This window comes from Burkholderia sp. GW821-FHT14F03, assembly GCF_058803765.1.
In genome coordinates this window covers 1-2,744 of the sequence record NZ_JBXAPG010000040.1, presented here as the reverse complement: position 1 = coordinate 2,744, position 2,744 = coordinate 1, and the positions used below count along the sequence as shown (strand labels likewise).

Genomic DNA, 2,744 nt, shown 5'->3' with positions numbered 1-2,744 from the left:
GCGTTGCCGTGTTCGCGAGGTGCTGCTGAACACTGCTGTCCGGTGCGCCTCGCGGCCCGCCGAACCCGGGCGCGGCGCGGCCGCGCGACTGTTCTGGTCGCCCCACGGCGAGCTGCGATTGCCGGCGCGTCGCAAAGTGGTTCTATCGAGTGGCATCAATTGGCTCTTAGTGGCTGAACCATTGCTGCTTACACTGCATCGGTTTCGCCACGCGCAGGCAATCATCGGACGGATACGGGCGGCCTGCGCCGCCGATTCGGACAGGCGCTGCGATCGCACATCGACGCGCGATCGCGCGCTCGTCCGTCGCGCATTGGACGGCATTCCCGATCGATACACACAGCCCGCGACCCCGCGACAAGAACCGGGGCGCGGACGCATTCCAGCAGCAGGCTCTCGCAGCCGTCGTTTTGGAGGGGACATGAAGGAAAAGAATGGCACCGGGCTCGGCACCGGTCTCAAGCAGCGCCACGTGACCATGCTGTCGATCGCGGGCGTGATCGGCGCGGGCCTGTTCGTCGGCTCCGGCCACGCGATCGCGGAGGCCGGGCCGGCCGCGCTGATCGCATACGGGATCGCCGGGCTGCTGGTGGTGCTCGTGATGCGCATGCTCGGCGAGATGGCGATCGCGCATCCGGACAGCGGTTCGTTCTCGACCTACGCGGATCGCGCGATCGGCCACTGGGCGGGCTTCACGATCGGCTGGCTGTACTGGTGGTTCTGGGTGCTCGTGATCCCGATCGAGGCGACCGCCGCCGCGACGATCCTGAATGCGTGGTTCCCGGGCGTCGCGACCTGGATCTTCGCGCTCGGCATCACCTCCGCGCTGACGCTGACCAACCTGTTCTCGGTCAAGCATTACGGTGAGTTCGAATTCTGGTTCGCGCTGATCAAGGTGATCGCGATCGTCGTGTTCCTGTGCGTCGGCGGCGCGGCGATCCTCGGCGTGTTGCCGGGCTCGAACGTATCGGGCGCAGCGCGTCTCGCGGGTGCGGGCGGCTTCATGCCGAACGGCCTCGGCGCGGTGCTGGCGGCGATGCTCACGACCATGTTCTCGTTCCTCGGCACTGAGATCGTCACGATCGCCGCGGCGGAATCCGACAATCCGGAGCGCCAGATCGTGCGCGCGACCAATTCGGTGATCTGGCGGATCTCGCTGTTCTATCTCGGTTCGATCTTCGTCGTCGCGGCGCTGGTGCCGTGGAACGACCCGCTGCTGCCGGCGCACGGCTCCTATCAGCGGGCGATGGAGCTGATCGGCGTGCCGCACGCGAAGGGCATCATCGACGTGATCGTGCTGGTGTCGGTCGCGAGCTGCCTGAATTCCGCGCTATATACGGCGTCGCGGATGATGTTTTCGCTGTCGCGGCGCGGCGACGCGCCCGCGCTTCTGCGCACCACCGACGCATCGGGCACGCCGCGCGCGGCGGTACTCGCATCGACCGCGTTCGGCTTCGTGACGGTGATCGCGAACTACGTGATGCCGGAGCAGGTGTTCGGTTTCCTGCTCGCGACCTCGGGCGCGATCGCGCTGCTCGTCTATCTGGTGATCGCGGTGTCGCAGCTGCGGATGCGCGCGACGCTCGACGCGGGCGGCGCGCAGCCGGGGCTGCGGATGTGGTGTTTCCCGTGGCTCACGTGGGCGGTGATCCTGTTCATCTGCGGCGTGCTGATCGCGATGCTGCTGCGCGAGGACCATCGGATGGAAGTGAGCGCGACCGCCGTGCTCGCGGCGCTGGTGGTGTTCGCGTCGTGGCTGAATCGCCGGGCGCGGCAGGCGCGCGGCGGGGCCGGGCAGGTGTCGGCCCGTGCGCGCTGAGGCGTCCGGGGCTTGAATCGCGGCCGCGCCGGCGCGAGCCGGGCGGCCGCGCGGGCGTTACATCACCCGCTTCAGGAACACGACGTTGGGTGCGGCGCCCGGGATCGGGCCGCCGGCAAAGTAACCGCACTTCGACGTATCGGTGGCGTAGCCGACGGGATTCCAGTTGGACGGCCACGAATAATTCCAGCATGCGGAAAAGCTTGAGCCGACCGGCATGTTGTTGAAATAAGTCATTTCCTGCCAATTGGGACCCGGAAGTCCGCCCGGCGGAATACAGGTCGGATTGCTGCGCTGATTGGTGACGATCCAACCCGAGGTGATCTGGGCGGGAAAGCCGGGAATCACGCCGGTGCGGTAGTCGTAGAGGCACGCGGAAACGGTCGGCGCGCCGTTCTGGCCGACGCCCGGCGTCAGGCCGACGGCGGCGGGATTGGGAATCCCGGGAAGCGCCTGCGCGTAGAGCGGACCCGCGTGCAGAACGCACGCGGCGAGTGCGGCGTAAATGGCTCGGAATGACTTGCGGTGAATTTTCATGGGCCAGCCCCTTATATGATTGATCGTATAAAGCGACTTCGGCGCCTTCGGTGTTTTGTGCGGATGTCGAAGGCGATTTATTGTAATGGCGGATTCCGCTTTTAATATCGGGTTTATTTGATTTTCGATGGTGTTTTTGCCTTGTCATTGTTTTCGAAAATGCATTAAACGGCGCGAGTGATGATGAGTGCGGCGGGCGATGCTTCGGCTGGCAGGTCGACGCTTCGCCGGCCGCGAGATGGATGCGCCGGGATTGCCGAAGATGAAAGCGCGCAGGGTGAATGAACTGGGCGCCGAGGGCGGGCATGGTGTGATCCGCTTTAGGAATTCTGGACCAATCCGAGTGCGAGTTTTGCGGCAAACTTGACCCTGAACCAGGAGGTCGTTT

General features: G+C 65.4%; 2 protein-coding genes. One reads left to right on the top strand and one right to left on the bottom strand.

Translation table 11 applies throughout. From position 1 onward, the window contains the following. Window positions 1-421 precede the first annotated feature (421 nt). The gene (gene gabP, locus AC1RQF_RS24410; RefSeq protein WP_274000961.1) at window positions 422-1,819 is read left to right on the top strand and encodes a GABA permease; all 1,398 of its coding nucleotides are present in this window, start codon (window positions 422-424) and stop codon (window positions 1,817-1,819) included. 57 nt (window positions 1,820-1,876) lie between these two features. Here the strand turns inward: gabP and AC1RQF_RS24405 are convergent, their stop codons facing one another. After that, window positions 1,877-2,356 (bottom strand): hypothetical protein, encoded by a 480-nt coding sequence (locus AC1RQF_RS24405; protein ID WP_492873147.1) that lies wholly within the window; start codon window positions 2,354-2,356, stop codon window positions 1,877-1,879. Window positions 2,357-2,744: the final 388 nt, after the last annotated feature.

Excerpts from the sequence above, each read along its gene's own strand:
- AC1RQF_RS24405 (WP_492873147.1), bottom strand. The coding sequence starts at position 2,356 with ATGAAAATTCACCGCAAGTCATTCCGAGCCATTTACGCCGCACTCGCC.
- gabP (WP_274000961.1), top strand. The coding sequence starts at position 422 with ATGAAGGAAAAGAATGGCACCGGGCTCGGCACCGGTCTCAAGCAGCGC.